Raw genomic sequence first — 24,480 nt, forward strand, 5'->3', positions numbered from 1 at the left:
TCTCCATGCCCTCAACTATCCCCGCCATCTGGTGGGGCCTGGCGCTGCTCGCCCTGGTGGCCGTGGTGCTGGTCCCCATCGGCGAATACCTCAACCGCCGCTATATCGCGGCAGACCCCTGGAAGCAATATGAACGATGACAAGGCACGCGAGCGGATGCTTAAGCTGCTGGCTCTCGCGAAGCGAGGCGAAGGCGGCGAACGAGACAACGCGCAGCGCTTTCTGGAGGCCATGCTCAAGAAGCACGGCATGACGCTCGCCGACCTGGACGAAGAAGAGCTCTCCCTCGAATGGATGAAATTTCCACTCAAGACGGCCCAGGACCGCCGGCTACTTGTCCAGGTGGCGAGCATGGTCTTGAAGACAAATTCGTTCGTCTCGCGGAAGTACCGCGGCGAGAAAGCCATTTGGCTCAACGTCACGAAAGCGCAGTGCCTGGAAATCGAACTTCACTATCGCGCATTCCAGCGGGATCTCAAAAAGACCTTGGAGCAGGCCTACATCGCATTCATAAACCGCAACGATATCTTCAGCGGGGAGAGGACGGACGGGGATGAACCTTGCCAGCACTCCGAAGAGGACCTGGCCGCCATCGCAGCAATGATGAAGGGTATGCCGCGCACTGCCGTACGCCGGGAGATTGGATACGCGGCGGGGGCAGCCCAATGACCGCAGCCACACACCGCGCAAGCGCGCCCCCGGTGCGCATCCGCCCCCTGCAAGCCATCGCGAAGGCCGGCCGCAAGCTGAGCAACTTGATCGCGCCTCGCGACCACGCCGGCCGCGGCAACTGGAGCAAGGACGCGGATATCCCCTGGTGGGCATGGCTTGGCGCCCTTGCCTTCGCTGCCTTCTTCCTCTTCGGTCCGCAGTTCCTGGGCTGGTTGCTCCGCTTCGTCCTATGAACGGCATCGAGTTCATCGTAAGAGACCGCGCGGGCTGGATTCCTTCCATTCCACTCCCTCGGCGGCGCATTCCTGCCGAAGAGGTTCGGCAAGTCCGAACCATGGCAGCCAAGAAGACTAACGCCCAGAAGACACCCAAAAAGGGGCCAATCCCCATGTGATTCAAAACGCTGACTATTCTTCCCTTGGACACCGCCCGGACGTTGCGTGGCGAAACCCCTAACTAATTCGCAGGTCTTCCATGATCTTCGTACCTGCAACTACTGCTTCGAGGCTCCGGTCAAGTTCCCTTCCCATCTCCATTAAGAATCGGAGCGTAGTCCGAGTCGAATCATCGACAAACGGCAGCAATTTAGTGACCATTTCAAGGCCGTGACGAAAAGCATGTATCAAGCCCACAGCTTTTGCAGCGGCGTCACTTCTAACCGCATCGCCAATCAAATGCACGTTGGGTAGAAGGCTCTTAGTCAATTCCAATTGCAGCCCCTCCCGCGCCATCTGGAGCGTAAGCGCGCAGTGCGCAGGAGCTGCTCCGTCATCTGCATCAATCGCATCCTGAAGCGTCCGAAGGGCCTGCCAAACAAATGTCTTCGTTTGCGAGCATTCAGCAGACACCGCCCTCAAAACAGTAAGGCCAGCGGCTTGCTCACGCCTTTTCTGCAGTAGCTCCGACCGCAACGCCAGTCCCAATGCAACGACCGCAGCCGCAACAGTGCCGAATGCGGTCATCAGATCCCACCATTTGGCCTGGGCGAGGACGTCTGTCTGCGTCGCGAAAGCGAAGCCGACGAGCATGCCAGCAATTGCTAATGCCGCTCCCACGAGCATCCCTTTCATGTATCGCTCTCCATAGAGATATGGGGCGCATCGTATCTCAACCGTCCTGGAGTGTCAGCCATGACCGAATCAACGGCCCCCGTATCCTTCCGCCAGAAGATCTTGTCCAAGGAAATCAAGCGCGCCCACGCAATGCAGGTCCGCTATGAGGATCTGTACGTCGAACCTGATTTCAACCTGCGTACCCCTATCGAACTCCTGGAAGGCGAGGAACGCGAGGCCGCCGAGCAAGACGACAAGGCGCTGTTTGAACACATCATGGCCGGCGGCAAGGTTCCCCCGCTGGAGGTCCGCCCCCGCCCCGGCGCAGGGGTTTGGATCGTTGACGGTCACCGCCGCCACGAACAGATCGGCCGGGCAATCGCAAAGGGTGCACCACTCCAGGACGAAGACGGCATCGTCTGGATTGACGTTGTGGCATTCGTGGGTAACGACGCCGACCGAACCGCCCGAGTGATCAGCAGCGCAAAGGGCCGCCACCTCCGCCCGCTTGAGGTCGCATTCGGCTATGCCAAGCTCGCAGGTTTCAGGTGGGAAAACGAACGTATCGCCCGCCTGGACAATGTCTCGCCGCAGTGGGTCGCCAAGATGCTCGCCCTGGCCCACGCAAACAGCGACGTACACGCCCTGGTCCGTTCAGGCGTTGTCAAGGCGTCCACGGCCATCGACGCAATCGCTATGCATGGCGAAGGTGCCGGCGCGTTCTTGCAAGCCCAGTTTGACAAGGCCAAGGCTGCGGGCAGATCAAAGGTGACGCCCAGCACCATCCACGGCCGCGCCCTCCCCCGCAAAGTCCTCTCCCCGCTCATCAGCGGCGTGGACTCCTTCATCAAGGGGCTGGACGCGAACCAGCGCGCAATCCTCATCGACATCCAGGAGGGCCGCGTAGCCGCAGACACCATCACGGTCAAGACGCAAGATCTGCTGGACCTGTTCGAAGCCCACGGAGCCGTCGAAACCGTCCGCGCCAAACGCGCCGAGAAAGCCGCCAAGGAGGCACAGCAAGCCGCCCCCGATACACAGGCACCTATAGACCTTCAACAAGAGGAAGCCACTGCATGAGCGCCCTTACCGAAAACGAATTCCTGCGCGACGTGGCCGATCACGTCATGGAGGTCATGCGGGATGAAGGCGTGTACCGCCACATCCGGTTCCGCGAGCCCGGCACGATGTGCATGCACTTCGATCTGATCACCTGGCCGGGATACCTCTGCTACACGGGCGACATGGGCACCTATGTGTTTACGCGCTTGGTCGACATGTTCGAGTTCTTCCGCACAGATCGCGAATACACACAGCGGTGCGGGCGCCGACTGGCAGTCAATCTGTCGTACTGGTCCGAGAAGCTTGAGGCCGTCAACGGCAGTCGGCGCGGCGGGGCTGCCGAAGAGTTCGACCCGGCAAAGTTCCGCAAGGTCATAGAAGAGTATCGGCTGAACTGGATCCGCGGCGATGCACGCAGGCTGTTGACCAAGGACGAACGGCGCGAACTCTGGGAGGCAGTTGACTGCCACGTGCTGAACCGTATCAATGACGGCGAGCACTACGCCTGCACCGCCGCAAACGACTTCAATTGGACCCCGTCCCGCTATACCCCCGGCCCTGGCCGTACCTGGTTCTTTGACGATCTTTGGGAACACAACTTCAACGACTACACGCGCCGGTTCCGCTGGTGCTGCTTCGCCCTTGCCTGGGGCATTGAAACCTACGACCGCAGCAAGGAGGAAGTCACAGCATGAGCGCCCCCGAGATATCCATCCCGTTGAAGTCGTGGACGCCGCCATCAATGGCTGGTTCAGCACCCTGCCGGACAGCCGGGATCAGCAGGAGCATTTCCGTATCCGCATGCGCGCCGCCCTCGCGGCGGCGGGCTATACCGCCGCTCCTGCTGCTGGCGATGCGCAGGATGCGCGGCGGTATCGCGGCTGGCGCGACGCGATGATGGCCGAGGACACCGAGCTCCGGCAGGCCGTCGCCGCTGCCCTTCCCTGCGACGTAGGAGACACGCGACCGCCGACCGGCGCGGAATGGGATGCCGCCATCGACGCCGCCATTGCCGCCCAGCGCGGTAAAAGGGGGTGAACGATGGTGCCCGACCATATTTTCGACAGGCCCGCCTAGTGCGGGCTTCGCTTTGGAGATTCAGATGAACGAGTATCTATCGGCGTCTGACCTGGCCGAACTGGTCGGGTGCAGGCCGAATCAACGAGCAATGATGGCGCGCTGGCTCGACCGACATGGATGGCGCTATGCCATCGACAAGAATGGTGTCCCGCGGGTTCTGCGGTCCTATCGAGATAAGAAACTTGGAGTATCAGATGGCCCGCAAAAAGCCAGCCTCACCGGCGCGCCAAACCGAGAAGCGTTCGCCCGCATGGGAAAAAACCGCAGTACCCCGGCTGTACAAGCGCGTCGGTAAGCAGCGCATTAGCTGGATCTACAAACACATGGATGGCCGGTCCCAAACGTTGGCGTCATGTGATGTCGGGGACCGAGAAGCACGCTTTGCTGCTGAACGAAAGGCGAGCCGAACCGCCATTGAGATTCAGGAAGGCGCAGTGGTTGCGGGCTCGGTCGCCGACATGATCGAGCGATTCGAACTTCAGGTAGATCCGGAATACTACGCAGACCAATCAAAGGACGGCCGCAAGATCCGAAAAGCGATGTACGAAAACCTCGTCAAGTTCTTCGGGAAGATGGGGCCGGCACAGTTGACCACCCAACACGGCTATCAATACCTGGAGGACCGTGCCGCAGGCGGCGCCCCCATCAAAGCCAATAAGGAAATAAGCCAGTTCTCCGTCATCTGCCACTACGGGGTGCGGTGGGGCCTGCTCGCAGCCAACCCGTTCATCAATATGATGAAGAACAGGGGAACGGCGGAAGCCAAGGCCGTGCCGCGCAGGCTGATCCTTCGGTTCTACCTGTGGGGCCTAAAGCAACGGCAGAACTTCCGCACGATGGGATGCGCTGCCATGTTCACCTATCTCACGGGCTTTCGCTCGTCCGAAGCACGGCCATTCTTGAAGTCTGGAATTCAGAAGGATGCCGTACGCGTCATTGCGACGAAGCGCCGGAAGGGCGAAGTCATCACCGAAAAAGAGCGGACTTGGTCCACGCGGTTGCGCTGTGTCGTGGCCCGTTCTCTCGACCGTCAGGACCAAGACAGCCCGTACCTGTTCGCGCCAACGAAACGAAGCGGTTCCTATACACGATGGGGATGGGCTTCAACCTGGAAAGATGCCATGCTGGCTTGGATTCAGACCTACGATCCGGCGGTTAGCGAGAAGAGCCTCACTGCGCACGCGATGTACTTCAATCTCCAGGACATTCGACCCACCGCAATCACTTCGAAGCTGCAAAAACGCGAGGCAGATGCATACGATTTTGCCGCACACGCAAACCCTGCGACCACTCACCGGCACTACGACCGACGACGCGTAAAACGCGCTTCCGCGACTGAGTAAAATTCTAACGCTGGCTATTTAGTTCTAATGCTTGCCATGTTAGCGAATCGAAACCGCTAATAAGCGATTGATCTTTCGGGAGATTTTGGCGCGGCAGGAGGGGCTCGAACCCCCGACCTCAGGCTTAGAAGGCCCGTGCTCTATCCAGCTGAGCTACTGCCGCGCGGTGTGGTGATGGCCCGGAAAGGATCCGGGCGCCGCATTTTACCTTGTTGCGGGCGGCTTGGGCGGCCGGCCCGCAATACCTGGGTTTGAACCCTACTCTTCGCCTATATCCGCATGGGTCGACACCCACAGCACCAGGGCGTCTTCGGGGCTCAGGCTGATCACCCGGTGGCCCATGCGGCTGTCTATATAGAAGCTTTCCCCGGTCTTCAGCCGGGCGGGTTCGTAGAACTCGGTGTAAAGCTCGACCTCGCCTTCCAGGACGTAGACGAATTCCTCGCCGCGGTGGCGGCTCCAGTCGTGGAATTCGTCGAAGGAGCGGGCCTTGACCCGGGTGTGGAAGGGCATCATGCGCTTGTGCGACAGCGCGGTGCAGAGCAGGCGGTGGTCGTAGTACGGGGTTTCGTACTGGCGCCCTTCCCCTTGGCGGCTGAGGCTGCGGCGGCCGGTGCCCATGTGGGCGTCGGACGCGGTGAAGAGTTCGGCCACGTCCAGCTCCAGGCCTGCCGCGATCTTGATCAGGTTGTCATAGGTGGGCGACAGCAGGCTGTTTTCGATCTTGGACAACGTGGACGCGGACACGCCGGTGGCCGCGGCCGCCTGCTTCAAGGTCCACGCCCGCGCCTGGCGCAAGGCTCGCAGCCGCTGTGCCAACACGCTTTGTTTGTTGCCTTCCATCTATGCACCCTGTCATGCCCGCGACCGCCGCTCCCGCCACCAGTCGCGCGCCTGGTAAGACCAATAAGTAAGTTGCACCGCTGCCGTGCCCAGACCGCCGCCGTTCCAGGCCAGCCCGAACGGCGCGTACAGCTTGTAGCGCTGGGTGTCGCCCGCGATCCCTTCGGCGACGACCCGGCCGCCGATCGACGCGGTGTTCATGCCGTGTCCGCCGAACGCCGTGCAGTACCAGACGTCCGGCGTCAGCTGGCCGATCTGCGGCATCAGATGCCGCGCGTAGGCCATGCGTCCCGACCACGCCGTCTCCACGTGCAGCCCCTGCAATTGGGGGTAGACGGAAAGGAGCTCGCGGCGCAGCGACTCCGCCAGATCGGGCGGGTCGTCGACACGGGTGGTGATTCTACTGCCCCAGCCGATGCGCCCGCCATCGAGCACGCGGTAATAGTTGCCGGCGCGCCGGTCGTCGCCGATGGCGGCGGTGGTGCGTATGGCTTCCAGCACCCGGTCGCCCAGCGGCTCGGTCAGCATGATGTAGGTGGCGATGGGCAGCATCGCGCGGCGCAGCGCGGGCACCACGCCCTCGGTGTAGCCGCCGGTGGCCAGCACCACGGTGCGGGCATCGATCTGGCCTCGCTCTGTTTTCAGGCGCTTTACGGCGCCGTCCAGCGATGCCTGCACGACAGGCGAGTCCTCGTGGATGCGTACGCCCAGGCGCGCGCATTCCCGGGCCAGCGCGCGGGCGTAGTTCAGCGGGTGGAAGTGGAAGGACGTGGGGTCCTCGACGCCCTGGAAGTAGACGTCGGACAGCAGCCGTTCGCGGACCTGGCTGCGGCTCAAAAGGCGCACGTCGCGGCCGAAGTCGCGTTGCTGGCTGTCGCACCACTGCCGCAGGGCGTCGGTCGCCTCGTAGCGCACCACGCGCAGCCGGCCGTCAACCTTGCGGGCGTCGGTGATGTCCAGGTCGCGGATGTTGTTGCGGATGATCTCCACGCCTTCCATCGACAGGCGGTAGAGCTTGCGGTAGTGGTCTTCGTCGACGTGCTTTCTGATGGCGTCGGCGCCGGCCGAGTATGCCGGCGAGACGGAACCGCCGTTGCGCCCGGATGCGCCCCAGGCGATGCGCCGCCCTTCCAGCAAGGTGACGTCGCGGCCGCGCCGGGCCAGTTCCAGCGCGGCAGACAAGCCCGCCATCCCTGCCCCGACCACGCAGACGTCGGTGCTGGCCGCGCCGGACAGCGGCACATAACGGGTGTCGCCGTCGGCCAGCGTGCGCTTGTAATAGGTGTCGATGTACTCGGAAGCCATGGAGGTCGGCATCAGTTCAGGCCCGCGCCCTGCAAGCCGCCCGTCAGGCGCTTTTCCAGCCAGTTGGCCAGTCGCAGCAGCGGGTAGCAGTAAATGAAGTAGATGGCGGCGATCATGCCGTAGATGAACAGCGACTTGGCCGGGAAGGTGATGATGAAGACCTCGCCCTGCCGCGTCAGCTCGGTAATGCCCACCACCGACAGAATGGCCGTGCTTTTGATCAGCATGACGTAGACGCCGCTCATGGGCTGCACGATCAGGCGCATGGCCTGCGGCAGGATGACCAGGCGCAGGATCTGGAACGGCCGCAGGCCCAACGTCATCGCGCCTTCGGTCTGGCCGCGCGGCACGGCCTGGATCGCGCCCATGACGATTTCCGCGACATAGCAGGACGTGTAGACCGACAACGATACGAAGGCGGCCGTGCCGGAATCCCAATGCAGCATCTCGATGCCCGAGCTGGGCAGCACGAAATAGAAGATGTAGAGCTGCACCAGGAACGGCGTGCCGCGCAGGATGTGGATGTATAAGCCCAGCAGCTGGTGCACGCCGCGGATGCGGTAGCTGCGGATCACGCCGATCACGAAGCCCAGCAGGGATCCCGCGATGATGGCCACGAAGGAGATCTTCAGGGTCTCCCAGAAGCCTTTCAGCAGGAAGGGCAGCACGACGCCCGCGGTGGAGAGATAGGAATCCAGCATGCTTACCTCGCGTTCCAGGCGGGTCCCGCCAGCCAGATGCTCACACCGCGCGACAGCAGCAGCATGCAGGCATAGATCAGCAGATAGCCGGCCGCGATGGTCAGGAAGCTTTCGTTGGGCACGATGCGGTCGCTGTTCATCTGCACGCCGGCCGCGACCAGTTCGAACACCGTGATCAGCGACAGCAGCGAGGTGTCCTTGATCAGCACGGCGGTCTGGCCCAGGAGCGGCGGCAGCGTATTGGCGAAAGCCTGCGGCAGCACCACGTAGCGCAGGCGCTGGTGGTAATTCATGCCGCAGGCCTTGGCGCCTTCGATCTGGCCGCGCGGCACGGATTCGATGCCCACGCGGATGATTTCGCTCATGTAGGCCGCATGATGCAGCGTCATGGCGAGGATGCCCAGCAGCATCTCGCTCCAGCCCTTGGCGCCCGGCACCAGCATGGGCACCGCGTAATAGACCAGGTAGATCTGCACCAGCAAGGGGGTTGAACGGATGAATTGCACATACGCCGCCACCGGCCGCCAGATGGCGGCGCGGGGCGACATATGGGCAAGCGCCAGCGGGATGCCGGCCAGCACCGACAGCACCAGGCTTGCGCCCGCTGCGATCAGGGTGTTGGCCAGGCCGGTGGCGAACTGGCCCGTGTACTGGCTGACGATGCGCCAGTTATAGAAGTCGAGCAGCCAGTCCATGGGCTCAGTGGTCTTTCTTCCAGTCCGTGGAGTACCAGTACTTCACCTGTTCTGGCAGCGTGTTGTCGGCCGTCTTCAGCGTCTGCCAGTTGTCCAGCCAGAACTTCAGGCGGAAGGCGTTGGGACCGACGGCGAAGGCCAGCGGCTCGCGCACCATGATGCCGTCCAGCACGCGCAGGTTGCCGAAGTCGACCAGGAACTGGTTGGCGGTGGACAGCGACATGATGCCGGCGTCCAGGCGGCCGCTGGACAGGGCTTGCCCCACGGGTGCGCTACCGCCCGAAAACTCCTTCATGGTGGCCTTGGGCAGCATCTTCTTGCCCACTTCCGCATAGGTGCTGGCGCCCAGCACGCCCACGGTCACGCCGTCCTTGTTGAGTTCCTCGTACGATTTGTAGGGCGAATCCTTGGGCACCACGGCCACGGTATCGGCGTAGAACATGGGCGTGGAGAACAGTACCTGGGCCGCGCGCTGCGGGGTCGGCGTCATGTCGGCGGCCACCATGTCGGCCTTGCCGGACAAGAGCGCGGGAATCAGGCCCTTCCACTCGTAGTCCTGCAGCACCAGCTTCACGCCCAGGTCGTCGGCCATGCGCTTGGCCACTTCCACGGCCAGGCCGGTGCGCTTGCCGCTCTTGTCCATGAAGCTCATCAGCGGCCCGGAGGTCTGCACCGCGACGCGCAACTCGCCGCGCTTGAGGATGTCGGCCAGTTCGTCCGCTTGCGCGGGCAAGGCGACAGTGGCGGCCGCCAGGGCGATGCCGGCCATGCCCAGCCATTGTTTGATTTTCAGCATTTCCTACCCCTTGTGGTGAATGGACTCACATCATTCCGGGCAAAGCACAGAGCGCCGGCAGCGCCCGGATCAGCCGGACCGGCCCTGGTTACCGCCGGGCGCCGCGCATGCGGACGACCCGTTGCTTCCTTGCTGCTAGGAACTACAGAATCTTTTCCAGGAAAGCGCGGGTGCGCGCTTCCCTGGGGTGGCCGAACACCTCGTCCGGCGTGCCCATTTCCACGATGCGGCCCGCGTCCATGAAGAGCGCGCGATCGCCCACGTCGCGGGCGAAGCCCATCTCATGGGTCACCACGGCCATGGTCATGCCGTCGCGCGCCAGCGCGCGCATCAGTTCAAGAATGCCGCCCACGGTTTCGGGGTCGAGCGCCGACGTGGCCTCGTCGAACAACATCAGCTTGGGGTCCATGGCCAGCGCCCGCGCGATCGCCACGCGCTGCTGCTGGCCGCCGGAGAGCTGGCTGGGATAGCGCGCACCGTAGTCGCCCATGCCCACGCGGCCCAGCAGTTCGCGCGCGTAGCGCTCGGCGTCGGCGCGGGCGCGCCCGCGCACCACGCGTTGGGGTAGCGCGACGTTGTCCAGCGCAGTACGGTGTTGGAACAGATTGAAGTGCTGGAACACCATGCCGACTTCGGTGCGCCAGCGGTTGACGTCGGTGGCCGGATCGGTGAGCGACACGCCGTCCACGCGGATGGCGCCGCTGTCGATGCTCTCCAGTCCGTTGAGCGTGCGCAGCAAGGTGCTCTTGCCGGATCCGGAGGGGCCGACCACCACCATGACCTCGCCGCGGCCGAGCTGGCAGTCGATGCCGTCCAACGCCAGATGCGGGGCCTGCCCGTCGCGTTGATAGGTCTTGCTGACTGCCTGGACTACCAGCAGAGGTTCCGCCACGGATCCACCTTCGTATGAGTGCTGCCCTGGTTAAAAAGGTTTCGCAATTCACGCTGGAGTTTCGTATAGTAAATTTTTTTCCAGAATCGCCACTTAGGCATAACCCTTAAGCGAAGACAGGCTCTTCGCAGGCAACCCAAGGAACCGGCATGGACACTCCCCAAGACATCCTGCGCGCGCTCGGGCTGAACCCGGAATCGCTCACTGGCGGCACGCTGCGCGCGCGCAGCCCGATAGACGGCGTCGAGCTGGCTCAGGTGCATGAGCACACGGTGGCCCAGGCCCATTCCGCCATCACCCGCGCGCGCCAGGCCAGCCTGGCGTGGCGCGACGTGCCGGCGCCGCGCCGCGGCGAGCTGCTGCGCCTGTTCGGCGAAACGCTGCGTCAGCACAAGCGCGAGCTGGGCCGCCTGGTGAGCCTGGAAGCCGGCAAGATCGTGGCCGAAGGCGAAGGCGAAGTGCAGGAGATGATCGACATCTGCGACTTCGCCGTGGGCCTGTCACGCCAGCTGTACGGTCTGACCATCGCTTCTGAACGCCCCGGCCACCGCATGATGGAAACCTGGCATCCGCTGGGCGTGGTCGGCGTGATCAGCGCGTTCAACTTCCCCGTCGCCGTGTGGTCCTGGAACGCCGCGCTGGCGCTGGTCTGCGGCAACGCCGTGGTCTGGAAGCCGTCGGAAAAAACCCCGCTGACCGCGCTGGCCTGCCAGGCGCTCTTCGCACAGGCCGCGCAACGCTTCGGCGACGCGCCCCCCGGCCTGTCCGAAGTGCTGATCGGCGGACGCGACATCGGCGAAGCGCTGGTGGATTCGCACGCCGTGGCCCTGGTCTCGGCCACCGGTTCGACCCGCATGGGCCGCCAGGTGGGCCCGCGCGTGGCGCAGCGCTTTGGCCGCGTGCTGCTGGAGCTGGGCGGCAACAACGCCATCATCGTCGGCCCCACGGCCGACCTGGACATGGCCGCGCGCGGCATCGTGTTCGGCGCCATCGGCACGGCCGGCCAGCGCTGCACCACCACGCGCCGTCTGATCGTGCACGAGAGCGTGGCCGAAGATCTGGTGCAACGCCTGCACAAGGCCTATGCCAGCGCCACCATTGGCAACCCGCTGGAAAGCGGCACGCTGGTCGGTCCGCTGATCGACCGCGTGTCCTATGACGCCATGCAGGCGGCGCTGACGGCGGCGCGCGAACAAGGCGGCAAGGTCACGGGAGGCGAGCGCGTGCTGGCCGAGCAATATCCCGACGCCTGGTACGTGCGTCCCGCCATCGCTGAAATGCCGGGCCAGACCGACGTGGTCTGCCACGAGACCTTCGCGCCTATCCTCTACGTGATGCGCTACGCCGACTTCAACCAGGCGCTGGCCTTGCAGAATGGCGTGCCGCAGGGCCTGTCGTCGGCCATCTTCACCAATGACCTGCGCGAAGCCGAGACCTTCCTGTCGGCGGCCGGCTCGGACTGCGGCATCGCCAACGTCAATATCGGCACCTCGGGCGCCGAGATCGGCGGCGCGTTCGGCGGCGAAAAGGAAACCGGCGGCGGCCGCGAATCGGGTTCGGACGCCTGGCGCAACTACATGCGCCGCGCCACCAATACGATCAACTATTCGCGCCAGCTGCCGTTGGCCCAGGGCATCAAGTTCGGCGAATAAGCCCGCGCGCAACGCTGTCCCCACAAGCCCCCGCCATGCGCGGGGGCTTACGCTTTCTACATACGATTAGCCTGCCTTACAAACTGTAGCGGGGGTCGATGCTACATTTCCTGGTCACAAAACTACGTTATGACCAGATGACCATCAGCCGTCCTGCACGATCCGCCCTCCCCCTGCGCACCCTGGCCGCCGCCCTGGCCATGGGCCTGGCGGGCGCAGCCACCGCGGGCGTGTCGTACCGGCTGGATCGCCCCTCGGCCGCCCCCGGAGAGACCGTCACCATCGAGGCGGTGTACTTCAACGAAGGCACTTCCCGCTCCACCTGGGAAGCGCCACCGGAACTGGTGCTGCAATGGCGCGGCCAGGACGGCCAGATCGTGCGCAGCCTGGCCAAGCTGCGCGGCGGCACGGCCAGCTTCAGCGTGCCCGTCAACAACTTCGCGCGCATGGCCTGGACCGCCGTCGTGCCCGCCACGGCCCAGGGCCTGCAGGCCGTATCCATCGAAGGCCAGCCCGCGATGATGGCGCTGGACGCCACCGGCCGCGACAGCGGCACCCTGGCCAGCACGCCCGCGCGCGGCCCGGTGGTGGACGCCAGCAGCGGAGAACCCGTGCCCGCCGCGGCCGTGGCCGCGGTCGGCGCATCGCCCGAAGGCGGCCCCTCGCCCGACGCGTCCGCCGTGCCGACGGTACAGCAGCAGACCGCGTTCGACCGCTTCCGCAGTTCCATTTCCGAATACAAGCCGGTGTACTTCGACGTCGGCACCCGCGGGCAGACCACCGCGCGCTTTCAGATCAGCGCCAAGTACCGACTCTTCAGCCCCGCGGGCGACCGTCCCGCGACCTGGGACGAGAATTTCTACCTGGCGTACACGCAGACCTCGCTGTGGGACCTGGAAGGCGATTCCATGCCCTTCATCGACACCACCTTCAATCCCAGCGCCTTCTGGCTGTCCGACAACATCTGGCAGTCCGCCAGCCAGAACTGGCGCTTCGGCATGAATACCGGCGTCGAGCACAACTCCAACGGCAAGGACGGCGAGGATTCGCGCTCGCTCAACGACGGCTATATCGAGCCGCGCTTCCACTACCGCTTCGACGGCGGCAGCACGCTCACCTTTGCGCCGCGAGTCAAGGCCTACTTCGGCGTCGCCAGCGAGAACAGCGACTATGCCGACTACGCCGGCCACGTCGACTGGCAATTGCGCTGGGCCCAGGACAATGGCGCGGTCATCTCCGCCATGTACCGCCAGGGCGACCAGAAGCGCCGAACCACCCAGCTCGATTTCGCCTGGCCGCTGCAGCGCACCTGGCTGAACATGAACGGCTACCTGCATCTGCAGTACTTCAACGGCTACGGCGAAACGCTGCTGGGCTACAACCAGCGCAACGAATCGCAGTTCCGCATCGGCCTGTCGCTGGTGCCGTAAGGCGCGCCGCCAGGCTCGCGTAGGCGTCCTAGCCTTCCACCGCCAGCTCTTCCCAGCCCAGTTCGCGGGTGCGCTCCAGCGCCACCGTGACCTGGGCGGCGGCCGAGCGCACCGCCTCGACCAGCACCTGCCCGTTCAGCAGTTGCGCCGTAACGCCGGCCATGAACACGTCGCCAGTACCGTGCACCGAAGGCGGTATCGCAATCTCCGGATGCGTCACGACCGTGGCCTGATCCCGCGTCACCACCGCCAGCTGCAAGGTGCCGGCCGCGGCGGCCATGGGCGCGGCGCTGGTCACGACTATCCAGTCCGGACCGCGCGCGATCAGTTCGCGCGCCGCCGCCACGACCTCGTCGATCGACGACAGGGCGCGCCCCACCAGCAACTCCAGCTCGAAGTGGTTCGGCGTCATGCCGTCGGCCAGCGGCACCAGCAGGTCCCGGTATTGTTCGACCAGGCCTTCGTTCACGTACAGCCCGTCGTTACGGTCGCCCATGACGGGGTCGATGTGCACCTTCAGATCAGGCCGGGATGCGCGCAGCGCAGGCAGCCAGCCGGCCAGAAGCCCGGCCTGCCCGGGTTGGCCCAGGTATCCGCAGACCACCGCGCGCGCAGTCCGGGTGACGCCGCGCTCGTCCAGGCCCTGCAACAGGCCCTCGAACCAGTCCAACGGCACCGCGCCGCCATGCAGGGTCGGATAGTGCGGCGTGTTGCTCAGGATCACGGTAGGCACCGCGATCGCGTGCAGGCTGGCCTTGCGGAAGACGGGCATGGCGGCGTTGTTGCCGACGCAGCCGTACACGACCTGGGATTGGACGGAAACGATATCCACCTGCGCGGTAACGGCGGGGATTGCGCTCATGGGGCTGGCTCCTGGGCTGCCGCGGTCTACGCGGCGCTACATGCGGGTGATGAAATAGATCTTCTTGACGAACTGGTCCACTTCCCAGCGGCCGGTATAGCCTTCGGGCATGACGAAAGCCTCGCCCACGGTCAGTTCATGCACGGTGCCGTCCGGATCGACCAGGCGCGCCGCGCCTTCGACGATGTAGCCGAACTCGATATAGCCCGTGGTGTTGGACTGGAACACGCCCGCGGTGCTTTCCCAGACGCCGGCTTCAGCCTTGCCGCCGTTGCCTTCGAAGGCAGTCACGGTGCGGAACGCCGCGTCGCCCGAGATCGGGCGGCGGGGCTTTCCAGGCACCGGATTCTTCATGGGGCCGGCATCGATGCGGACGAGCCGCGATTGATCGTTCTTCATGGCACTCCTGTATGCGGATAGATGATGAGTCCGAAGGCCTGCTCAGTGCGAGGCCACCACCAGCACCTCGGCCATGGCCCGGCTGACGGTGCGCATGCGGTGCGGCAGTTCGGAGTCGAAATAGACGGAATCCCCGGTCTCCAGGCGGAACTGGCGTTCGCCCACATGGACCTCGATGGCGCCCTTGAGCACCAGCAGGAATTCCTCGCCGGGGTGCGGAAACACCGCGGTCGCATCGGGAAAATCGCGGGGCGGATGCACCACAAAAGGCTCCATCGCCTTGACCTTGCGGCGGCCGGCCAGCGACTCGTAGTGATACTCGCTGCCCAGCCCCCGGCGCTGCAAGGCTTCGCGGTCCGCCACCCGCACCACGCTGACCACTTCTTCCTGCGCAGCATCGTCCGTGCCCACCAGCTCCGACACGCCCAGGCCATAGGCTTCCGCCAGCCGCAACACGGTGGAAATGGAGGGTTCGCTCAGGCCCCGCTCCAGTTTGGAGAGGTAGCTCTTGGTCAATCCGGTGCGCTGCGCCAGCTGTTCCAGGGACAGGGTTTGCTGGCGACGCAGGGCGCGCAGGCGGTGCGGCAGGTCTATCATGGACGGGGTTGCAAAAATACGGTCGCGGAATACGACCGGTAAGCATGCCCTAATCCGGCCCTGCCGTCGAGCCGGCCCCGCCCGCCGCCGCCATCAGGCCAGCACGTCGGGATGCGCCCGCAGCGCGCGCCGCGCATAGTACGAAAAGCCGACCTGCGAACGCTTGGGCGTCAGGATCCAGTCATGGGCCTCGCGGCCCAGCGCCGGCGGAATGGGCTGGATCTTGCCGGCGGCCATGGCCAGCAACTGCATGCGGGCGGCGCGCTCGAACTGCAGCGCCAGCACGCAGGCCTCTTCCACCGAACCCGCCGCAATCAGCATGCCATGGTGCGACAGCAGGATGGCGCGTTTCGAACCCAGCGCGGCCGAGATGATCTCCCCTTCCTCGTTGCCCACCGGCACGCCGGGCCAATCCTTCAGGAAGGCCACGTCGTCGTACAGCGGGCAGTTGTCCATATGCGAGATTTCCAGCGGCACCTCCAGCATCGACAACGAAGCCGCGTGCAGCGGATGCGTGTGGATGATGCAGTTCACGTCCGGACGCGCGCGGTAGATCCAGGAGTGAAAACGGTTGGCCGGATTGGGCATGCCGCCGCCTTCCTGCACGCGCAGGTCTTCGTCCACCAGCAGCAGATTGCTGGCGGTGATCTCGTCAAAGCCCAGGCCCAGGCGTTGCGTGAAATAGCGGTTCGGCTCCGGCGCGCGCGCCGTGATCTGTCCGGCCAGGCCGGAGTCATGTCCGCCGTCGAACAGGATGCGGCAGGTCAGCGCCAGGCGCTCGCGCAGGCTCCAGTCGGGCGTCTCGAACTGGCGCTGCATTTCGGCTTTCGCCCGCGCGATCAGTTCGTCCTTGCCCAGGTGCATCGTATCGGCCATCGTCGTCACTCCTAAGATAGTGTCTCTGTCATGCCGCTTCGATCAGCGGCGTAAACCCTGGCAAGGCGCGCATGCGCGCCAGCCAGGCATCGATATGGGTAAAGCCGGACAGGTCGTAACCGCCCTCGGCCGCCATGCTCGTATAGGGATACAGCGCAACGTCGGCAATGGTCGGCGCGGTACCCACCAGATAATCGCGGCCGGCCAGATGCGCGTCCATCAACGCGGCCGCCTTCATGCCGATCTCGCGCCACGCCCGCATCGCCGGGTCATCCACCTGCGCGGTGTTGCGCAGATGGATCAGCAGGCGCGGCTGCGCAAAGGCGTGCATGTGCTGGGTCTGCTCGAAACTGAGCCAGCTGCTGACCTGCGACTGCTCCAGGCGGCCGGCGGGCAGCCAGGGCGTGCCCATCGCCAGATACCAGAGTATCGCCTGCGACTCGGCCAGCCACTCGCCCTCCGGCGTCAGCAAGGCCGGCACCTGGCGCCACGGATTGATGCGCGCGAACCCCTCGGTCTCCAGGTCGCCCTGCACGATATCGAAGGTGCGCCGCTTGATCGGCAGGCCCATGTAGCCGCAGGCCAGCCGGATCTTCCAGGCATTGCCCGAACGCAGCGTATCGGCCAGTTCCAGCGGCTTGCCCGCCAAGGGATGCGGTATCTGGTTCATCGTCAGTCCATCTTGATGTTGGCGCGCTTCACGATTTCGGTCCACTTGGCCTTCTCGCCGGCAATGAAGCGCTGATACTCATCCGGCTTGCCCGTGTACAGCTGCGTACCCTGCGACGCCAGCCGGTCCTTCAGTTCCGGCGACGCCAGGGTCTTCTGCAGCGCCGCGTTCAGCTTTTCCATCACGTCGGGCGGCGTGCCTGCGGGCGCGAAGAACGCGTTCCACGAGCTGATCTGCAGCGCCGCGTCGCCCACCTCGCTGCTGGCGGGCACGTCCGGCGCGGACGGCAGGCGCTTGTCGGCGGCCACCGCCAGCGCGCGCAGCTTGCCAGACGCCGCATGCGGCATGATCACCGGGCTGGCGTCCATCACCACGTCGACCTGCTCGCCGATGGCGGCATTGACGGCTTCGCTACCGCTCTTGAACGGCACGTGCACGATGTCCAGCCCGGCCGTCAGCTTCAGCAGCTCCAGGCCCAGGTGCGGCGAACTCGCATTGCCCGCCGAACCGAAGTTCAGCTTGGCCGGATTGGCCTTGGCATAGGCCACGAACTCGCCGAAAGTCTTGGCCGGCACGCCCGCACGCACGGCCAGCAAATACGGCGATCCCGACACCATGCCCACCGGCGCGAACTTGTCCGCGTCATAGCTGAGCTTGCTGTAGATCAGCGGGTTGACCACCTGCGTGCCCACCGTACCCATGAAGATCGTATAGCCATCGGCCGGCGAGGTGGCGGCCACCTGCGCCGCGATCACTCCGCCCGCGCCCGGCCGGTTCTCGATCACGATGCTCTGCCCCAGCGCGTCGCCCATGCCCTTGCCGACCTGACGCGCCACGATGTCCGTGATCCCGCCCGCGCCGAAAGGCACCACCAGCCGGATCGGCCGGTCCGGATAGGCCGCCTGGGCCCCATTGCCCGCCATTGCCGCAACCAACGCCAGCGCGCCGGCGATTCCCGAAATCTTCATGTCATCCCCCTACGGGCGCCGCCTATCGGCACCATCATGACACGAAGTGTCCTATAGGAGATTGATTTTCCGCAAGGAAAATGAGTTTAGGGAAAACCCTGGGCCGCAGGAATATAGTTCGCCTTTGAAGTTCGCCTTTTGGCTTTGGCGCGCGAGGCCCGGCATTGCGCACGCATCTTGCGCTCGTCTCTGCGCATGGAGACGCAGCGTCATGCTGACGCTGCGGTGCCAATACTGGGAAGTACGCGGATCAGACCGGGCGGTGACACACCGCTTCTATGTTGTAGCCATCCGGGTCCAGGATGAACGCGCCGTAATAATGCGGGTGGTATTGCGGACGCAAGCCAGGCCCGCCGTTATCGCGCCCTCCAGCCGCCAGCGCCGCCTGGTGAAAGGAATCGACCTCGGCACGGCTGCGGGCGCGAAAAGCCAGATGCACGCGCGGGGTGCTGGGCGTGCCCTGATGGATCCAGAATTCGCCGCCCGGGTCTTCCGACTCGTGAGGCTGGCCTACTCCGAAGCCCATCCCGGTCTCGAGCACTTTGCGCGGTATGTAGCCTAGCGCCGCGAGCGCGCTGCGGTAGAACATCCGGCTGCGCTCGAAGTCGCTCACGTGAATTTCGACATGATCCAGCATGCGCCGACCCTTCGGAAAGCGGCCCCAGCGGGCCAGAAAGATCAGGATAGGTCAGTTGGCAAGCCAGGGACGCTTCGATTTGCAACGCGGGCCTCGCGATTCTTCCGCAATTCGCGCACCGCAAGCGCAACTCCGGCTCGCCGCGATCAACGCTCAAACGCGGCCTGCGACACTCGTTTGGGAGAACGGAATGATCTTGCGCTCCATCAGCACCCTCAGCCAGTGCTTCACGCACGCCTCGGTGTCGTAGGTTTGCGTGAAGCCCGCCTGCTTGATCTTGACCGTGCTGACAAATGCGGGCGCGGGCGGGGTCTTCAGGCCATAGCCGAAACGGGCGTCGGCGGAGTAATGGGATTCGCCAAGGATCTGCGCCATACTCAACGGCCGCAAGCCATGCTGCTTGACGATCTCGTTCCACAGGTCCGCCCGGCCGGGCAGGTACTCGGCCAGGCGCAGGGGCTGGTCCGGACCCGCTTCAACGTCCAGGAACTCCGCCAGGGACGGCCATAGGTCATGCCAGCTGAACACTTCGCCGTTGGTAAGGTTGTAGTGCTCGTTCCAGGACGCCGGATTCTCCGCCGCCCAGACGCCTGCATCGCCGATCAGGCGCGCGTCCACGGCTTCACGCGGATAGGAAATGTGGCCGGGATAGCAGAACGGCTTGCCTTCGGCGCGGCACACTGCCGCGTAGACGCCTATGACCGGCACCGTGTTCATGGCCACGCCCACATTGGGGCCCAGCACGATGGTGGGACGGAATATCGTCCAGCCAAAGCCGGACTGCGCGGCCTTTTCCCGGATGTAGTCTTCCTGGAACCAGTACGAGTTCGGATGATCGTCCCGCGGCTGGCATTCGCGCGCCGGCGTGCGGATGGGATGCAGGTGTACGCCATAGGCCTTGGTACCCTGCAGCACGCTGACATGCTGCAGCCTGCCGCTGGCGGCCAACGGCTCGATGACGTTCCTGATCATGCCCAGGTTGGTGGCCATCTGCTCAGGGTCCTGCCAGCCGGCGATGAGCCCTGGCTTCTCATAGACGGCCGCATAGAAAACGTGCGTGGCTTCAGGCATATCCCCGAAGGCGCGGCGGCAAGCCTCCGCGTCCTGCAGATCGACCGGCAGATGGGTGTACGGCCGTTGGCTGATGATCTCCGGACGCCGGCGGGAAACCGCGATGACTTCCCAGCCCGCGTTGAGGAATGAATCGACGGCAGCGGAGCCGACCAGCCCGCTGGCGCCAGTAACGATTACGGTGCGTGACATGATTCCGTCAATCCATGACCAGGTTGATCTGCTTGAACAATTCCTTGAAACGGACGTACTCGTCCGCCATGCGCTTGCCGAAGTCCGCCCGGCTGTCCGCTGAAGGAACGATACCGAGGCCGGCGAATTTCTCCTGGGTTTCCGGGTTGTTCACGGCCTTGACGATTTCGTCGTGGAGACGGTCCAGGATCGCCTGCGGCGTGCCGGCAGGCGCGACGATGCCATACCAGGCGACGCTCTCCGCACCGGGCAGTCCGGCTTCGGCAACAGTGGGGACGTCCGGCAGCAAGGGCGAACGCTTGGTATCGGCCACGGCCAGGGCGCGCAGCTGGCCGGACTTCACGAACGACAGGATGGGCGGGACGCCGCTGATGACCATCTGGGTGCGCCCGCCCAGGGTGTCCGTAATCGCATCGCTGTTGCCCTTGTAGGGCACGTGCAGGATTTCGGTCTTGGACAAGTGCTGGAACAGCTCGCCGGCGATATGACCGCTGGTGCCGACGCCAGCCGAGGCGTAGTTGACCTTGTTCGGATTGGCCTTGATGTAGGCAATCAGCTCCTTCAGGTTGGTCACCGGAATCGACGGGTTGACCAGGATGACGTTCGGTCCCGTCGCCACCAAGGCAACCGGCGCCAGATCCTTGAGCGGGTCATAGGGCATCTTGCTGCGGGCATTGGGATTGACCGTGATCGGCCCGGCCGAGGCGAAGCCGATGGTGTAGCCGTCCTTGCCGGACTTGGCGACGATGTCGGTGGCCAGGTCGCCGCCGGCGCCGGGCTTGTTCTCTACGATCACCGGCTGGCCGAGTTGCTCGGCCAGGGGCTTGGCCACCAGGCGCGCAATGATGTCGATGGAACTGCCGGGGCCGAAGGTGGCGATCAGGCGTATGGGGCGCGCAGGGTACGCATCGGCGGCCTGCGCGCCTGTGACGGCGGCCAGGCTCAGGGCCAGGCCGGCGATCAATCGAAAAGCAATCATGATGTTGTCTCCCATGGATAGTGGTTTTTTTGCGGATCGTGTTCGCGGCGCGCGGCTCAGTCCCGGTGCGAGTACATCCGCTTGCCGGGATGCGGCAGCCGGGCGCGCAGGATGACGCCCTGCTCCGCCTCGGTGATGAACAAGGAACGACCGTCCTCGCCGCCGAAAGCGACGTTGGTGGTGCGCAGGCCCGCGCAGGAACGGATGCGGTAGAGGGGTTCGCCCAGCGGGCTGAACAGCCATACGGTGCCCGCCTGCGCGTGGACGATGGCCAGGTTGCCGGCCTCATCCAGGGCCATGCCGTCCGGCCCGGCCGTGCTGCCCGATAGCTGGATGAAACGGCTGGCCTTCTTCATCTGGCCATCCGGCTCCAGCCGCAGGGCGTAGATGGCGTTGTCGTGCGTGATGGCCACGTAGAGCACGTTCTCGGCCCTGTTCATGACCAGGCCGTTGGGGCCCGCCAGGCCATCCATGATGAGGTCCACCGTCTCGCCGTCGGCGCGCAGGCGGAACACGCGGCCGGTGGGGTTTTCCAAGGCGCTTTCACCCTGATCGGTGAAGTACAGGTCGCCGTTGGAAGCGAAGAACAGATCGTTCAGTCCCTTCAAGCCTTCCCGCCGCACGTGCTGCAGGTAGGGCCGGATGCTGCGGGTCTCGGGATCCAGAAGCATCAGGCCATGCAAATGGTCGGCAACGAAGATGCGGCCGTCGCGATGGATCTTCAGGCCGTTGGGTTCGCCTTCGTAGCTGACGATGACCTCGAAATTGCCTGCCGGATCCACGCGCAGGATGCGTCCATGCGCCAGGTCGACGCACCAGAGATTGCCCAAGCGATCGAAGGCGGGCCCCTCCAGAAAGGAGTGCATCTTCACATGGCGCGCGGCCAGCCAGGTCGAGGCCTGATCGGTCAGGTGCAGGGATTCGGGCAGCCGGGCGTAGACCTCGGAGCCCATGGGTTCAGCGGGAGGGTACATTGCTGTTCCTTTCAGGATTGCGATGGGCTGGCCGGAAGCTCGATTCCCAGCATCAACGAACTGAGCGACTTGCCATGGGGATCCAGGCGCAGCGAGCGCGTGACGCCGCCGGACAGTACGTCCGGGATGACAAAGTTCAGCGCCCTCAGGCTTTCGACCTCGTAGCGCCTCACCTTTCCTGCTCCCAGATGGGCAAAGGCCTGCTCGACGCGCTCGGCGGTAAGCGCCTGGCGCAGCAGGCGCCAGGCGTCCTCGTCGTAGGCAATGACGGCGATGCTCGAGGTATTGCCCTTGTCGCCAGCGCGCGCATGCGCAAGGTCATGAACCAGAATGCTCATGGTCAGGCTCCCACCGTAATGACTTCGGGCGTGACCCAGTCGCGCGGAATCAACAGGGCGTCCACGGCTATGACTTCCTTGGCGCCCAGGTTGACGGGACCGCCTGCGCCATAAGGTCCCTGCATGTTCAGTTGCCGCACGTGATCCCCCAACAAGTGCGCGCTCTTTTTGTCGGGACAGCGGGCCGACACGCGCAAACGGACTTCGTAGGGGTGGCCGGCGACGGCCTGCGGATGATCGCCATGCAGGCTGCTCACGCCGATCAGATCGACCTGGATCTCGCTGGCCGCGCCGCCGTCGAGCCGGAACCGCTCTTTCACCGTGTCGGCCGCCAGCCGCGCCCGCGCGATCGCGTTCACGCCTGCATAGGCGACCTCGCCAGTGCCTATCCAGCCATCGAAGTAGCCGACCACGACCTTGTAGCTATCGGTGCGCGGCGCGGCGCGTATGCCGCGCACGGCCACGCGGTCCGCGTGCTGCTCTTCAAAATGCAGGCCTTCCAGGCTCAACACGCAATCTGGCGTGATGTAGGCCGAGGGATCATGGATTTCGTATAGCGCCTGCTCGGTACAGGTCATGCGGTCGAGGCGGCCGCCCGAGCCGGCGGGCTTGCCTATGTACAGTTCGCCGTCGCTGTAAAGATCGGCATAGGGATAAGCCAGTTCGGCCAGGCGGGGCACGTCTTTCTTTCCCGGGTCGGCGAAATAGCCGCCGGTGATCTGCGCGGAACACTCCAGCAGGTGGCCCATGATGGTGCCCGCCGCCAGCTTGGGCAGGTCCTCGTAGCTCCAGCCGTGATGATGCAGGGCAACGCCCAGAAACAGCGAGGGATCGGCGACCCGGCCCGTCAACACCACGTGCGCGCCGGTGGCCAGCGCATCGCGGACCACATCGGCGCCCAGGTAGGCATTTGCCGAGGCCAGCTGGGGCAGGATCGCCTCCAGCGGCAGATCGCGATCCAGCAGGCGCAGTTCAGGATGCAGGCGCACGCGCTCGGCCACGTCGTCGCCGACTACGGCGGCGCACTTGAGCTCCTGCCATCCCAAGGCGTGTCCTATGTCCAGCGCGGCCTGCGCGGCGCCGGCCGGATTGGCCGCGCCCATGTTGGACACCAGCCGTACACCTTTCTCCCGGCACGCCGGCAGGAAGGCACGCATGCGCTCCTCCAGCATCGGGTTGTAGCCGTGAGCGCCGTCATGCTTGCGTGACAGCGTTTCGCGCGCAATGGTCCGTTCGGCCAGGCATTCGCACACCAGGTAATCGATATCGCAGTCTTCCAGCAGCGGCATGGCCGGACCGATGCGGTCGTCCGCCATGCCGGCCCCTACGCCGATGCGCAGCCGCTTGCGCGGTTCATTCATGTCTGTCTCCGTCCGTATTGCTACTTTGCGGCCTAGTATGCTGCGGCCAGCCTGATCTGAAAATTGATATATTTATATCTTCGTAATAACCCAAACGCATCACGCAGGCCATGACCCTGACCATTTCCGAATTGGAGGCGGTGCTGTTGGTGGCGGAAACGCTCAACTTCCGCATGGCCGCCGAACGCGTGCCGATTTCGCAGCCGGCGCTCAGCCGGCGCGTACAGGCGGCGGAACAGAAGCTCGGCGCCAGGCTGTTCGACCGTGACAAGCATGGCGTGGCGCTGACCTCCGCTGGCGCGGAACTGGTGCCTATTGCGATGCGGATGCTGTCGGAGTTCCGCGACTCGCTTAGCGATCTGTCCGAATTCATCGCGGGCCGTCGCGGCAGCATCAACATCTGGGCCCTTCCCTCCGTCGCCTCCGCACTGCTGCCCGCGGCGACGCGCACTTTCCAGAAGTCGCACCCGCAGGTACGCCTGAACATCCACGCGGTTTCCGCGCGCCAGATCACGCAGGCCGTATCGGAAGGCAATGCCGACATCGGCATCTCCATCGAGATCCCCGACCAGCCGGCCAGCGTGCAATTCACGCAACTGCTGAAAGAGAACTTCGTGCTGATCTGCCCTATCGGCGATCCGCTGGCGCAACGCAAGCGCGTGGATTGGAGCGTTTTTGCCGACCGGCCTTACGTTGCGAGCGGGCCCGCCAGCAGCATCCGCCAGGTCACCGACCAGATCCTGGCAGCCTCCGGCCGGCTGCCGGAAATGAACTACGTGTCCGACAATATTTCGGTAGTAGGCGCAATGGTGGCTGCCGGCGTGGGCATAGCGGCAGTGCCGCAACTGGCCCTGCGCCTGATGGATACCACGCGCCTGTGCAGCGTGGCGCTGCACTCGCCCGCCGCGTCACGGAACATCGGCATCTTGCTCAAGCGCCAACGATCCCTGTCGGCGGCGGCGCAACGCTTCCTGGACACCTTGCGGCAGACGGATCCGGGTTAGGAGCGTAGCGCTCGGTCTGCTGCCATCAT

General features: G+C 64.7%; 30 protein-coding genes and 1 tRNA gene. 11 read left to right on the top strand and 20 right to left on the bottom strand.

Going from position 1 to position 24,480, the window contains the following annotated elements; genetic code table 11:
• Window positions 1–5 precede the first annotated feature (5 nt).
• From HV793_RS31260 to HV793_RS27075, 3 genes are read left to right on the top strand one after another with little or no spacing between them, the layout of a single operon-like run.
• Window positions 6–140 (top strand): hypothetical protein, encoded by a 135-nt coding sequence (locus HV793_RS31260; protein ID WP_280528346.1) that lies wholly within the window; start codon window positions 6–8, stop codon window positions 138–140.
• Window positions 130–669 (top strand): hypothetical protein, encoded by a 540-nt coding sequence (locus HV793_RS27070; protein ID WP_175214219.1) that lies wholly within the window; start codon window positions 130–132, stop codon window positions 667–669. Before HV793_RS31260 ends, HV793_RS27070 begins: the two co-directional genes overlap by 11 nt.
• A complete protein-coding gene (locus tag HV793_RS27075; protein ID WP_175214220.1) occupies window positions 666–905 on the top strand; it encodes a hypothetical protein in 240 nt (79 codons plus the stop codon). Before HV793_RS27070 ends, HV793_RS27075 begins: the two co-directional genes overlap by 4 nt.
• A 219-nt stretch (window positions 906–1,124) precedes the next feature.
• On the opposite strand, the gene HV793_RS27080 is transcribed toward HV793_RS27075, so the two are convergent.
• Window positions 1,125–1,742 (bottom strand): hypothetical protein, encoded by a 618-nt coding sequence (locus tag HV793_RS27080; protein WP_175214221.1) that lies wholly within the window; start codon window positions 1,740–1,742, stop codon window positions 1,125–1,127.
• 60 nt (window positions 1,743–1,802) lie between these two features.
• Between HV793_RS27080 and HV793_RS27085 the strand changes: the two genes are divergently transcribed.
• From HV793_RS27085 to HV793_RS27105, 5 genes are all read left to right on the top strand, one after another.
• Window positions 1,803–2,804 (top strand): hypothetical protein, encoded by a 1,002-nt coding sequence (locus HV793_RS27085; protein ID WP_175214222.1) that lies wholly within the window; start codon window positions 1,803–1,805, stop codon window positions 2,802–2,804.
• Window positions 2,801–3,481, top strand: coding sequence for a hypothetical protein (locus tag HV793_RS27090; RefSeq protein WP_118934006.1), 681 nt, complete (start codon window positions 2,801–2,803; stop codon window positions 3,479–3,481). The genes HV793_RS27085 and HV793_RS27090 overlap by 4 nt, the downstream gene beginning before the upstream one ends.
• Before the next feature lie 31 nt (window positions 3,482–3,512).
• Window positions 3,513–3,824, top strand: a complete 312-nt coding sequence (locus HV793_RS27095) for a hypothetical protein (protein ID WP_118934005.1) — start codon at window positions 3,513–3,515, stop codon at window positions 3,822–3,824.
• 64 nt (window positions 3,825–3,888) lie between these two features.
• Complete coding sequence (locus HV793_RS31315; protein WP_165867934.1) at window positions 3,889–4,161, top strand: DUF4224 domain-containing protein; 273 nt, start codon at window positions 3,889–3,891, stop codon at window positions 4,159–4,161.
• Complete coding sequence (locus tag HV793_RS27105; protein ID WP_165867933.1) at window positions 4,061–5,209, top strand: site-specific integrase; 1,149 nt, start codon at window positions 4,061–4,063, stop codon at window positions 5,207–5,209. Before HV793_RS31315 ends, HV793_RS27105 begins: the two co-directional genes overlap by 101 nt.
• Window positions 5,210–5,295: 86 nt before the next feature.
• Here the strand turns inward: HV793_RS27105 and HV793_RS27110 are convergent.
• From HV793_RS27110 to HV793_RS27140, 7 genes are all read right to left on the bottom strand, one after another.
• Window positions 5,296–5,372: transfer RNA gene (locus tag HV793_RS27110), tRNA-Arg, on the bottom strand.
• Window positions 5,373–5,467: 95 nt separating this feature from the next.
• Entirely contained in the window at window positions 5,468–6,052 is a 585-nt protein-coding gene (locus HV793_RS27115; protein ID WP_054451277.1) for a helix-turn-helix domain-containing protein, read from the bottom strand.
• 12 nt (window positions 6,053–6,064) lie between these two features.
• The gene (locus HV793_RS27120) at window positions 6,065–7,357 is read right to left on the bottom strand and encodes an NAD(P)/FAD-dependent oxidoreductase (protein WP_175214223.1); all 1,293 of its coding nucleotides are present in this window, start codon (window positions 7,355–7,357) and stop codon (window positions 6,065–6,067) included.
• 11 nt (window positions 7,358–7,368) lie between these two features.
• Window positions 7,369–8,058, bottom strand: a complete 690-nt coding sequence (locus HV793_RS27125) for an amino acid ABC transporter permease (protein ID WP_054451276.1) — start codon at window positions 8,056–8,058, stop codon at window positions 7,369–7,371.
• Between the two features lie 2 nt (window positions 8,059–8,060).
• Window positions 8,061–8,753, bottom strand: coding sequence for an amino acid ABC transporter permease (locus tag HV793_RS27130; protein ID WP_054451275.1), 693 nt, complete (start codon window positions 8,751–8,753; stop codon window positions 8,061–8,063).
• Between the two features lie 4 nt (window positions 8,754–8,757).
• Window positions 8,758–9,549: an ABC transporter substrate-binding protein gene (locus HV793_RS27135; protein ID WP_054451274.1), complete on the bottom strand. Its 792-nt coding sequence runs from the start codon at window positions 9,547–9,549 to the stop codon at window positions 8,758–8,760.
• A 142-nt stretch (window positions 9,550–9,691) separates the two neighbouring features.
• A complete protein-coding gene (locus HV793_RS27140) occupies window positions 9,692–10,441 on the bottom strand; it encodes an amino acid ABC transporter ATP-binding protein (protein WP_054451273.1) in 750 nt (249 codons plus the stop codon).
• Window positions 10,442–10,590: 149 nt separating this feature from the next.
• Between HV793_RS27140 and amaB the strand changes: the two genes are divergently transcribed.
• Together amaB and HV793_RS27150 are read left to right on the top strand one after the other, a co-directional pair.
• The gene (amaB, locus tag HV793_RS27145; RefSeq protein WP_054451272.1) at window positions 10,591–12,093 is read left to right on the top strand and encodes an L-piperidine-6-carboxylate dehydrogenase; all 1,503 of its coding nucleotides are present in this window, start codon (window positions 10,591–10,593) and stop codon (window positions 12,091–12,093) included.
• Between the two features lie 137 nt (window positions 12,094–12,230).
• Entirely contained in the window at window positions 12,231–13,523 is a 1,293-nt protein-coding gene (locus HV793_RS27150) for a phospholipase A (protein ID WP_175214224.1), read from the top strand.
• Between the two features lie 28 nt (window positions 13,524–13,551).
• Here HV793_RS27150 and pdxK read toward each other — a convergent pair whose 3' ends face one another.
• From pdxK to HV793_RS27210, 12 genes are all read right to left on the bottom strand, one after another.
• A complete protein-coding gene (gene pdxK / locus HV793_RS27155; protein ID WP_054451270.1) occupies window positions 13,552–14,385 on the bottom strand; it encodes a pyridoxine/pyridoxal/pyridoxamine kinase in 834 nt (277 codons plus the stop codon).
• Between the two features lie 36 nt (window positions 14,386–14,421).
• Window positions 14,422–14,784, bottom strand: coding sequence for a cupin domain-containing protein (locus HV793_RS27160; RefSeq protein ID WP_054451269.1), 363 nt, complete (start codon window positions 14,782–14,784; stop codon window positions 14,422–14,424).
• A 42-nt stretch (window positions 14,785–14,826) separates the two neighbouring features.
• The gene (locus HV793_RS27165; RefSeq protein WP_054451268.1) at window positions 14,827–15,381 is read right to left on the bottom strand and encodes a helix-turn-helix domain-containing protein; all 555 of its coding nucleotides are present in this window, start codon (window positions 15,379–15,381) and stop codon (window positions 14,827–14,829) included.
• 93 nt (window positions 15,382–15,474) lie between these two features.
• A complete protein-coding gene (locus HV793_RS27170; RefSeq protein WP_054451267.1) occupies window positions 15,475–16,257 on the bottom strand; it encodes an aldolase in 783 nt (260 codons plus the stop codon).
• Window positions 16,258–16,285: 28 nt separating this feature from the next.
• Window positions 16,286–16,927 carry a glutathione S-transferase family protein gene (locus HV793_RS27175; RefSeq protein WP_175214225.1) on the bottom strand — a complete coding sequence of 214 codons (642 nt, stop codon included), beginning with the start codon at window positions 16,925–16,927 and terminating at the stop codon, window positions 16,286–16,288.
• Between the two features lie 2 nt (window positions 16,928–16,929).
• Window positions 16,930–17,895, bottom strand: a complete 966-nt coding sequence (locus tag HV793_RS27180; RefSeq protein ID WP_175214226.1) for a Bug family tripartite tricarboxylate transporter substrate binding protein — start codon at window positions 17,893–17,895, stop codon at window positions 16,930–16,932.
• Window positions 17,896–18,145: 250 nt separating this feature from the next.
• Complete coding sequence (locus HV793_RS27185) at window positions 18,146–18,532, bottom strand: VOC family protein (protein ID WP_119449544.1); 387 nt, start codon at window positions 18,530–18,532, stop codon at window positions 18,146–18,148.
• Window positions 18,533–18,685: 153 nt separating this feature from the next.
• On the bottom strand, window positions 18,686–19,795 hold the full coding sequence (locus tag HV793_RS27190; RefSeq protein WP_119449543.1) for an SDR family oxidoreductase: 1,110 nt from the start codon (window positions 19,793–19,795) through the stop codon (window positions 18,686–18,688).
• 7 nt (window positions 19,796–19,802) lie between these two features.
• On the bottom strand, window positions 19,803–20,774 hold the full coding sequence (locus HV793_RS27195) for a Bug family tripartite tricarboxylate transporter substrate binding protein (RefSeq protein ID WP_119449600.1): 972 nt from the start codon (window positions 20,772–20,774) through the stop codon (window positions 19,803–19,805).
• Window positions 20,775–20,830: 56 nt separating this feature from the next.
• Window positions 20,831–21,748 (bottom strand): SMP-30/gluconolactonase/LRE family protein, encoded by a 918-nt coding sequence (locus tag HV793_RS27200; RefSeq protein ID WP_175214227.1) that lies wholly within the window; start codon window positions 21,746–21,748, stop codon window positions 20,831–20,833.
• 11 nt (window positions 21,749–21,759) lie between these two features.
• Window positions 21,760–22,086: an AtuA-related protein gene (locus HV793_RS27205; RefSeq protein WP_054451251.1), complete on the bottom strand. Its 327-nt coding sequence runs from the start codon at window positions 22,084–22,086 to the stop codon at window positions 21,760–21,762.
• 2 nt (window positions 22,087–22,088) lie between these two features.
• Window positions 22,089–23,447, bottom strand: a complete 1,359-nt coding sequence (locus tag HV793_RS27210; protein WP_119449541.1) for an acyclic terpene utilization AtuA family protein — start codon at window positions 23,445–23,447, stop codon at window positions 22,089–22,091.
• 110 nt (window positions 23,448–23,557) lie between these two features.
• Here HV793_RS27210 and HV793_RS27215 point away from each other — a divergent pair, with 110 nt between their 5' ends.
• Window positions 23,558–24,451 (top strand): LysR family transcriptional regulator, encoded by an 894-nt coding sequence (locus HV793_RS27215; protein WP_054451249.1) that lies wholly within the window; start codon window positions 23,558–23,560, stop codon window positions 24,449–24,451.
• The last annotated feature ends 29 nt before the right edge of the window (window positions 24,452–24,480 follow it).

Source organism: Achromobacter aegrifaciens (assembly GCF_902859965.1).
Lineage (GTDB): Bacteria > Pseudomonadota > Gammaproteobacteria > Burkholderiales > Burkholderiaceae_B > Achromobacter > Achromobacter aegrifaciens.

What these genes read in the sequence shown, in the direction of transcription:
- HV793_RS27215 (WP_054451249.1), top strand. Translation starts at nt 23,558, where the DNA reads ATGACCCTGACCATTTCCGAATTGGAGGCGGTGCTGTTGGTGGCGGAA.
- HV793_RS27195 (WP_119449600.1), bottom strand. Translation starts at nt 20,774, where the DNA reads ATGATTGCTTTTCGATTGATCGCCGGCCTGGCCCTGAGCCTGGCCGCC.
- HV793_RS27090 (WP_118934006.1), top strand. Translation starts at nt 2,801, where the DNA reads ATGAGCGCCCTTACCGAAAACGAATTCCTGCGCGACGTGGCCGATCAC.
- pdxK (WP_054451270.1), bottom strand. Translation starts at nt 14,385, where the DNA reads ATGAGCGCAATCCCCGCCGTTACCGCGCAGGTGGATATCGTTTCCGTC.
- HV793_RS27075 (WP_175214220.1), top strand. Translation starts at nt 666, where the DNA reads ATGACCGCAGCCACACACCGCGCAAGCGCGCCCCCGGTGCGCATCCGC.
- HV793_RS27070 (WP_175214219.1), top strand. Translation starts at nt 130, where the DNA reads ATGAACGATGACAAGGCACGCGAGCGGATGCTTAAGCTGCTGGCTCTC.
- HV793_RS27150 (WP_175214224.1), top strand. Translation starts at nt 12,231, where the DNA reads ATGACCATCAGCCGTCCTGCACGATCCGCCCTCCCCCTGCGCACCCTG.
- HV793_RS27210 (WP_119449541.1), bottom strand. Translation starts at nt 23,447, where the DNA reads ATGAATGAACCGCGCAAGCGGCTGCGCATCGGCGTAGGGGCCGGCATG.
- amaB (WP_054451272.1), top strand. Translation starts at nt 10,591, where the DNA reads ATGGACACTCCCCAAGACATCCTGCGCGCGCTCGGGCTGAACCCGGAA.
- HV793_RS27165 (WP_054451268.1), bottom strand. Translation starts at nt 15,381, where the DNA reads ATGATAGACCTGCCGCACCGCCTGCGCGCCCTGCGTCGCCAGCAAACC.
- HV793_RS27170 (WP_054451267.1), bottom strand. Translation starts at nt 16,257, where the DNA reads ATGGCCGATACGATGCACCTGGGCAAGGACGAACTGATCGCGCGGGCG.
- HV793_RS27085 (WP_175214222.1), top strand. Translation starts at nt 1,803, where the DNA reads ATGACCGAATCAACGGCCCCCGTATCCTTCCGCCAGAAGATCTTGTCC.
- HV793_RS27160 (WP_054451269.1), bottom strand. Translation starts at nt 14,784, where the DNA reads ATGAAGAACGATCAATCGCGGCTCGTCCGCATCGATGCCGGCCCCATG.
- HV793_RS31260 (WP_280528346.1), top strand. Translation starts at nt 6, where the DNA reads ATGCCCTCAACTATCCCCGCCATCTGGTGGGGCCTGGCGCTGCTCGCC.
- HV793_RS31315 (WP_165867934.1), top strand. Translation starts at nt 3,889, where the DNA reads ATGAACGAGTATCTATCGGCGTCTGACCTGGCCGAACTGGTCGGGTGC.
- HV793_RS27200 (WP_175214227.1), bottom strand. Translation starts at nt 21,748, where the DNA reads ATGTACCCTCCCGCTGAACCCATGGGCTCCGAGGTCTACGCCCGGCTG.
- HV793_RS27135 (WP_054451274.1), bottom strand. Translation starts at nt 9,549, where the DNA reads ATGCTGAAAATCAAACAATGGCTGGGCATGGCCGGCATCGCCCTGGCG.
- HV793_RS27120 (WP_175214223.1), bottom strand. Translation starts at nt 7,357, where the DNA reads ATGGCTTCCGAGTACATCGACACCTATTACAAGCGCACGCTGGCCGAC.
- HV793_RS27115 (WP_054451277.1), bottom strand. Translation starts at nt 6,052, where the DNA reads ATGGAAGGCAACAAACAAAGCGTGTTGGCACAGCGGCTGCGAGCCTTG.
- HV793_RS27080 (WP_175214221.1), bottom strand. Translation starts at nt 1,742, where the DNA reads ATGAAAGGGATGCTCGTGGGAGCGGCATTAGCAATTGCTGGCATGCTC.
- HV793_RS27125 (WP_054451276.1), bottom strand. Translation starts at nt 8,058, where the DNA reads ATGCTGGATTCCTATCTCTCCACCGCGGGCGTCGTGCTGCCCTTCCTG.
- HV793_RS27205 (WP_054451251.1), bottom strand. Translation starts at nt 22,086, where the DNA reads ATGAGCATTCTGGTTCATGACCTTGCGCATGCGCGCGCTGGCGACAAG.
- HV793_RS27180 (WP_175214226.1), bottom strand. Translation starts at nt 17,895, where the DNA reads ATGAAGATTTCGGGAATCGCCGGCGCGCTGGCGTTGGTTGCGGCAATG.
- HV793_RS27105 (WP_165867933.1), top strand. Translation starts at nt 4,061, where the DNA reads ATGGCCCGCAAAAAGCCAGCCTCACCGGCGCGCCAAACCGAGAAGCGT.
- HV793_RS27130 (WP_054451275.1), bottom strand. Translation starts at nt 8,753, where the DNA reads ATGGACTGGCTGCTCGACTTCTATAACTGGCGCATCGTCAGCCAGTAC.
- HV793_RS27185 (WP_119449544.1), bottom strand. Translation starts at nt 18,532, where the DNA reads ATGCTGGATCATGTCGAAATTCACGTGAGCGACTTCGAGCGCAGCCGG.
- HV793_RS27175 (WP_175214225.1), bottom strand. Translation starts at nt 16,927, where the DNA reads ATGAACCAGATACCGCATCCCTTGGCGGGCAAGCCGCTGGAACTGGCC.
- HV793_RS27190 (WP_119449543.1), bottom strand. Translation starts at nt 19,795, where the DNA reads ATGTCACGCACCGTAATCGTTACTGGCGCCAGCGGGCTGGTCGGCTCC.